General features: G+C 65.3%; 8 protein-coding genes and 1 pseudogene. All 9 read right to left on the bottom strand.

Annotated elements, in window-relative coordinates; translation table 11 throughout:
- Window positions 1-197 precede the first annotated feature (197 nt).
- The 9 genes and pseudogenes from add to ON30_RS38100 all read right to left on the bottom strand — a co-directional run bounded on the left by add (window position 198) and on the right by ON30_RS38100 (window position 6,494).
- Entirely contained in the window at window positions 198-1,214 is a 1,017-nt protein-coding gene (gene add, locus ON30_RS30090; protein ID WP_040712925.1) for an adenosine deaminase, read from the bottom strand.
- Window positions 1,211-2,173 (bottom strand): phosphorylase family protein, encoded by a 963-nt coding sequence (locus ON30_RS38115; protein ID WP_083911795.1) that lies wholly within the window; start codon window positions 2,171-2,173, stop codon window positions 1,211-1,213. The genes add and ON30_RS38115 overlap by 4 nt, the downstream gene beginning before the upstream one ends.
- A 463-nt stretch (window positions 2,174-2,636) precedes the next feature.
- Window positions 2,637-2,864, bottom strand: a complete 228-nt coding sequence (locus tag ON30_RS30080) for a hypothetical protein (protein WP_040712922.1) — start codon at window positions 2,862-2,864, stop codon at window positions 2,637-2,639.
- Window positions 2,865-3,123: 259 nt separating this feature from the next.
- Window positions 3,124-3,258 (bottom strand): hypothetical protein, encoded by a 135-nt coding sequence (locus ON30_RS41870; protein WP_281004767.1) that lies wholly within the window; start codon window positions 3,256-3,258, stop codon window positions 3,124-3,126.
- Window positions 3,255-3,662, bottom strand: a complete 408-nt coding sequence (locus tag ON30_RS30075) for an MmyB family transcriptional regulator (protein WP_040712920.1) — start codon at window positions 3,660-3,662, stop codon at window positions 3,255-3,257. Before ON30_RS30075 ends, ON30_RS41870 begins: the two co-directional genes overlap by 4 nt.
- Window positions 3,663-4,163: 501 nt before the next feature.
- Window positions 4,164-4,442 carry a thioredoxin domain-containing protein gene (locus ON30_RS30070; protein ID WP_040712918.1) on the bottom strand — a complete coding sequence of 93 codons (279 nt, stop codon included), beginning with the start codon at window positions 4,440-4,442 and terminating at the stop codon, window positions 4,164-4,166.
- A 40-nt stretch (window positions 4,443-4,482) separates the two neighbouring features.
- Complete coding sequence (locus ON30_RS41495; protein WP_245554292.1) at window positions 4,483-5,028, bottom strand: hypothetical protein; 546 nt, start codon at window positions 5,026-5,028, stop codon at window positions 4,483-4,485.
- 472 nt (window positions 5,029-5,500) lie between these two features.
- A pseudogene (locus tag ON30_RS41490) lies at window positions 5,501-5,875 on the bottom strand (dihydropteroate synthase); the annotation flags it as partial.
- Between the two features lie 49 nt (window positions 5,876-5,924).
- Complete coding sequence (locus ON30_RS38100; protein ID WP_157183950.1) at window positions 5,925-6,494, bottom strand: poly-gamma-glutamate hydrolase family protein; 570 nt, start codon at window positions 6,492-6,494, stop codon at window positions 5,925-5,927.
- Between the last annotated feature and the right edge of the window lie 22 nt (window positions 6,495-6,516).

Here is a 6,516-nt window from a genome sequence, read left to right as displayed (position 1 = left end):
TCCTCAGTGTCCCTTCCAGCCCTCACCAGGGCAAACAGGACTCTAAATCTGAGCGGTCTCAATCACCGGGGACAGGCCACCCGGCCGCATGGCGCGCGAACTCGGGCGTTGGCCGACTCGCAACCCTCGCAACGGCACTCGGTGCGTGGGTTTGTTCCAGGAGGCAGTTGGTGGTCTGTCTCACCCCGGTTCCCGGCTCAGCTGTTGGTCGCGACGTGGTCGTCGAGTTCGGCGAGGTATCGCTCCCGGCGGCCGGGGGTCAACCAGGCGGCGTGAAAGCTGTTGCGGGCCAGATTTATCAAGGTATCGCGATCGACCTGGCCGGACTCCGCGAGTCTGATGTAGTTGTCCCCGGCGTAGGCGCCGAAGTAGGCCGGGTCGTCGCTGTTGACCGTCATGGTGAGTCCGGCGGCGTGCAGGTGCAGTAGTTCGGCGATTTTCGGTTCGCCGGTGACGAAGGAATTCGAGACCGGGCAGCAGGTGAGCGCCAGCCCTCGCTGTTTCGCCGCTGTGACCAGTTCGGGGCTTTCGATGATGTTGGTGCCGTGATCTATGCGGTCGACACCGATGTCCTCGATGACTTGACGGATGTGTTCGAGGGAATCCTGCTGGTCGACGTCGCAGTGCATGGTCAGCAGGAATCCTTCCGTTCGTGCCCGGGCGAAGACTTCCGCGAATTTGTTCGGGGGGTTTCCGCGTTCGTCGGAGTCCAGGCCGACCCCGATGATCCACTTCTTGTAGGGCAACGCAGCCGACAGGGTCGCCATCGCGTAGTCCGCGCCGAGGTCGCGCAGAAAGCACAGGATGAGTTCGGCGTCGATGCCGAATTCGCGTCCGGCGCGGAGGATTCCGCTGCGGTAGCCGCGGATGATGTCGTCGAAGGACACTCCGCGCGCGGTGTGGGCTTGGGGGTCGAAGAACATCTCGACATAGCGAACGCCCTGGAGGTGGGCACGCCGCAGGTAGTGGTAGGCCAGGTCGGCGAAGTCGGGTGCGGTGCGCAGTACGTCCATCGCGGGGTAGTAGACGCTCAGGAACGAGGTCAGATCGTTGAATCGGTAGGTCTCGCGCACCTGCTCGACTGTGGTCTGCGCGAGACTGATCCCATTGCGGCGCGCCAAGGCGAACTTGAGGTCCGGTTCCAGGGTTCCTTCCAGGTGCAGATGGAGTTCGGCCTTGGGAAGTTGGAGTAGGAATTCGCTCAGTTCGGTCATGGCAGCTCCAGGTAGGCCGTGGCCACCGCGGCCGCGTTGCGCGCGGCCAGGTTCTCGTACAGGAGGAAGGTCGCCGGATAGCCCGGCAGATTCAAGGGGTCGCCGGCTCCGTCCGACGCGCCGCGGAAAGCGAGGAAACCGATGCCGAATCGCTCGGCCACCGCGGCCACGGCACCCGACTCCTGGTCGGCGGCGAGGTAGCCGGCGCCGCTGTCGACCGGGGCGAGAATGGTCGCCAGGAATGCCGGATCGAGTTCGGTCAGTCCCTTCAGGTCTTCGGCGAGCACTTCGGCGCTCATGATCTCCTCGGGTGCGCACCCGACGGTCGCGCCCACACCGGGAAGGCAGCCGAATCGCTTGCCCTGGTAGGGATCGGTGGTCAGTCCGTCGCCGCCGACGAAGACGCTCGGTTCGTAGGGCAATGGGACCGGTAGCCCGGCAACGCGTTCCAGTGGGAGCGTGTTCAGTGACCGCACGCGATCGAGTCGGTCGGGCTCGACGGTGAATCGTGTTCCGCCGTTCTCGGAGCGGCCCAACGACCACGACGCGGGAACCATCACGTCACCGATGCGGGCGGGCGCCATCGCGCCCGCGACGCCGACGAAGACCACCTCATCGATGCCCAGTCCCGTGGAGCCGCAGGTGTCCGCGGTCAACGCCGCCGCGGCCGCGCGCTCGGCGTTGACCGTGCCCACGCCGGTCATGCCGATCAGCGCACGCCTGTCTCCGATCGATCCCGGGAGGAAACGGTATCCGTCGAGCGACAGGTAGTGCGAGGGGGTGTAGTCCGCGTGCGCGAGCACTGCCGACATCTCGTCGGGAAAAGCGGACAGCACCAGCGCCGCGGACTCGCAGACCGGATCCGCACGAGCCGTCGCCGGGTGGGACGTGGGGTACAGCAACGCCGCGATCGTCACAGCAATCGCCGCGCCACGGCAGACGAAATATCGTCGCGTCATGTGTCGATCGTAAATCGGTCAAGCGTCCATGTCAGCTCGGGAAAACCAGCTTCACACGACGGTTACCGATCGGCAATCTGTCGGGTCGACCGCAGTGGACGAGTCGATGCATTGCTGGAAGTCCACCGCGGTGGACGGAGGGTCTCCCACGTGGGTGTGCGTCATCCCCGCCGCCGACCGGATCAGGTGTCGAAGCCACCGCATCAGGACATGTCACCGCCGTGCGGCGGAGTGCGACTGCGGCATTCGAGGGCCCTGAACTGGTGCTCGGCCACCCGTTGCAGCTGTGTTGCGCGGGGTGGTCGTGGTGGACCGAGGCGGGTCCGGGCCGCGTGGTTGTCGATCGAGGACGGGTCCCTCAGGCAGGAAATCGACTCGTGCTGGCGATCCCCTGTTCAGCCGATCCTGCAGTCCGCTTCGGTGATGTTCTCGGTGCCCCGTCGAGCGGCAGGTGTGGATCAGCTCAACACCGTGATGTGTTCTGGTTCGAGTTGGCGGCATCGTGGGTTTGCTCGACATGCAGGTTGTCTCGGAAGTCCCCGATCGCGGCGTCGCGTGCTTCAGTGCGGGCCCTTATCTTCGAGATCGATGTCGCGCCGGTGAGGATTCCGGTGATCTGTTTCGCCTCGCCCACAATCTCACGGGCGGTGTCGGCGATGTCGTCTCCGGCCTCGCTAATGCGCTCGAACATAACGACTCCTTACTTCCCGGGGCGATCGACATGGCTGTGTTTACCCCCCGACTCGCCGATGAATCCCGCCAACAGGCGTGTCATCGCGCGGGTCTCCGGTGCGCGGTTCAGGTGGCGTGACGGGCTGCGGCGAGCCAGCCGCCTTCGCTGTCTCCGCAGACCGCGTCGAACAGCGCTTGAGGAGTTCGTCCTCGAAGATCGGTCGGCAGCGGCAAGCGCTGCGGTGTTCCCCACATCTGGACGAGTATGCACCCAACCGTCAGATGTATTCCAGGACAACGGGACAGATCGTTGCGGCTGCCTCGAACACCGACGAGCCCGTCTCGAGTTGATGGACGTCGAGGGCGGGCTCGTTGATCGGGGGTGGGTGGTGCTCGGTGTCGGAGTCGGTCACCCGGTGAGCACGGGTGCGTTGTGGGTGCCGTAGGCGACGACGATGTTGTCGCAGCCGTCGTAGTCGGTGAGCGTGAGGTGGCAGGGCTGGGGTTCGTCGCTGTGGGGTGTGTGGACACGGATGGGGGCCGGGTAGTCGCGTCCGTAGGCGACGTGCATGGGGGTGGCTCGCCAGATGCGGGCGAAGTCCGGGTTGCTCATGAGGGTGTGGAAGAGACGTCGTGCGCGGGGAAGGTTGCGGTAGCGCCCGAGTACGGCGCGCAGGATGGCGACGGCGAGGCGGGCTTCGGATTCCCAGTCCACGACGATGCGGCGGGCGTGTCGGCTGAATATCCATTGGATGTAGTTGTGTTCGGCTTCGTCCAGGCCGGGGACCGAGCGGTGAAAAGTCTTGTTGCCGTGCAAAACGGTTCGCGGCGAGGATGTCGACGGTGCCGTCGGCGAAAGCCGCGGCGAGTCCACCAGGGATGGCAGTCGCGGCGGTCACGGGAGTGCGGCCCACATGGACGACATCGCTACCGGCCCCGCTGCTCGAAGCCAGAATCTGGCCGTCCCATCCGGTGGTGAACAGGGTATTGCCGATCCAGGTGGCGGAGGTGACTGCCCCCTGGTGCGCTACCGCTGGAGCTGGCACCCGAGATTCGGTATCGATCGCGAGCAGGGAGACCGTGCCGCTGTGGGTCCCCACAGCGGCACAGTGCGCGCTCGGCGCGACGGCGGTGACGATGTCTCCTGTGTGCCGGGCGAGAACAGTACCCTCGACCGTTATCGTGCCGTCGAGGCGGCCCGACCAGATCCGACCGGTCGCGTCGGTGGCGATGGCCGTCGTGCTGGGCTCGGTGCGATCCCCGACAAGCCGGGCCGTCAGTATGCCGCGGTTGCGCCACAGGGGCGTGGATTGGGTGATCATGATGCTTGCCGCCGGGACAGTCGACGAGTCCGCAGGAGTTCGGTGAGTACTTCGGTCCCGCCGATGTATTCGCCGTCGATGACGAGCTGAGGCCAGTACTCGACGCCGGACAGGGTACGTACTCGGGTGAGAGCGTGGTGGTCGATGGTGATGTCGTGGGCGGTGTAGTCGATCGAGTGCAGGCTCAGCATCCAGACCGCGAGAAGCGAATACGCGGTGAGCGGCCGGCCGGGTGTGCCGTGCATGTAGAGCTCGATCAGGACCGGTGCTGTCACAACGGGCCTCTCTTCTCCATCAGTGTCAATCCGCGCAGGGTCAGTGCAGTGCGATGTCTTCGTAAGGGACCTGCTGTTGATCACCGAAACGGCTGGCGAGTTCGTGTTCCCACGCCACGATCGCCTTGTATTGCAGGTCGTAGAACAGCGTGGATTCGCTCTCGGGGAGCCGCTGGCCGACTGCCGAGTACGGCCGCACCTCGAGCGGGATGGTGCGCAGCGGTAGCAGTGGGTGAACTCGTTGGAGACGGTCGACGAACTGCGAGACCGCGGACGCGGTGTCACGGTCTGGGCGCGATCGGCCGGTGAAGGTGGCGTAGGCGTAGGTGTCGAAACCCATCTCGATCAGATCGGCCATCACCTCGAATTGGCGAGCGAATCCCGGCGCCGGTGCGCCGGTGTTGTCGGTGAAGGAGTGCTCGTCGAATCCCTTGAAGCACCCGCCCCGGGAATGGTTCGGATACGCGGCCATGTAGGCGATGTCCTCGGAAGTGAGCAGCTGTTTGATCCACCGCCCGGAGAGGTTGTCGTCGATCCCCACGTGTACGTGACCGCGTAATCCTCGGTCGTCGAGTTCGCGCATCATCCACAGGCACCACTCGGGGACGAGGTCCGGCTGCCCGCCGGACAGGTCGAGTACCTGTGGAGGTCGGGTCTTCGGCCAGGTACAGATCGACCAGTTCGGCAGCGGTCATGAACTTGCCCCGCTGGGGATCGCCGGCCAACAGGGCGTCGTCGACGAAGCAGTACCAGCATGCCCAGTTGCATCCGCCGAGCTGGAAGACCTGGGTTGTGTACGGCAGACGAGCTGCCAGGCCTCGGTAGTGAGGTTTCGGCGGTGCCGGATTCACCGTGGAGCGCAAGTGGATGCCGAAGCTGTTGAACCTGCGAATTCGTCCGTATCCGCCACAGTTCACACGGGTGTAGCTGTCGGTGGCCTCCGCGGAGCCCCCGAGCCGGGCGATGAGAACTTCCCGGCTGTCGGGGCGCATCAGCCGTTGTCGCATTCCTGCCCGGGCACCGATATCTATCGCCATACGCTCCCCCGAGTCGAGCTGCATGGTCTGTGGGTTGCGTTGCATGTGCATGGCGATCCATCCGACCCTGTTCTGGGCAGCGACCTCGGCGAGGCCGGCGGAGACATCGTTGACGATCTGCGCACCTGCTCCGACGGCGGCTCGCGCGACCGACGGGTGACGGGTGTCGATGCTCACGACGCATTCCCCCACCAGTGCCTCGATCACCGGCGCGACCCGCTCCCACTCGTGCTCGGGCAGTACCGGCATCGCACCCGGGCGGGTCGACTCTCCACCCACATCGATGATGTCGGCGCCCTCAGCCAACATCTCACGGGCCCGCGCGATGGCTCTGCTCGGATTGAGGTACAAGCCGCCATCGGAGAAGGAATCAGGGGTGACGTTGAGCACCCCCATGATCTGAACCCCCACCCCTACGCTCCTCTCCCGCGCTGACCCGCGCCGACTATGGCGACGAACTCGGATATCCCCTCGAGCAACTGTGCGTGGATCCTCGGGTCCATGGCCATCGACCACGGTCGATCCGGATCCGGCATGTGCGGGATCTCCAACTGTGCCCCCACTGTGGCCCGAGGCCGGCGAGCTCGGGCGGAATGACGGCCAGGTCGTCGATGACTATCAGATCTGGGCAGTGGCGGCGCAAACAGTCCGACATCACCGCGGCGACTCCGCGATCACGACCACCGACGAAGACCCCCTGCAGGAATGCCGAACGGTCGTGGCCGTGCAGCGACACAATCATGGGGCAATGATCCAGGATCGCGCTCAGCGCCGGGAAGTATTCGGGCAGAAAGGCATTCGAGGAGACATGCAAACGTCGATCGTTGGACTGTTGCCTCACCCACAGCGCCGACCCGCCGATCCGCGCGGCCGCCCCCAGCGCCAGGTCGCCGGTTCCGTTCTCCAGCCCGGCATGGATGGCGAGAAACCCGACCGGGGCCGCCAACTCGAGGTACACCCGAGATTCGGCGAGCATCCGCGCGAAACGCTCCTGTGTGTTCCATCCGCCACGCATTCGTTGGACAGTAGTTGGCACC

The organism is Nocardia takedensis NBRC 100417, assembly GCF_000308695.1.
Lineage (GTDB): Bacteria > Actinomycetota > Actinomycetes > Mycobacteriales > Mycobacteriaceae > Nocardia > Nocardia takedensis.
Note: the sequence above shows the minus strand (reverse complement) of the source record. Positions and strands in the feature narration are given on the sequence as shown.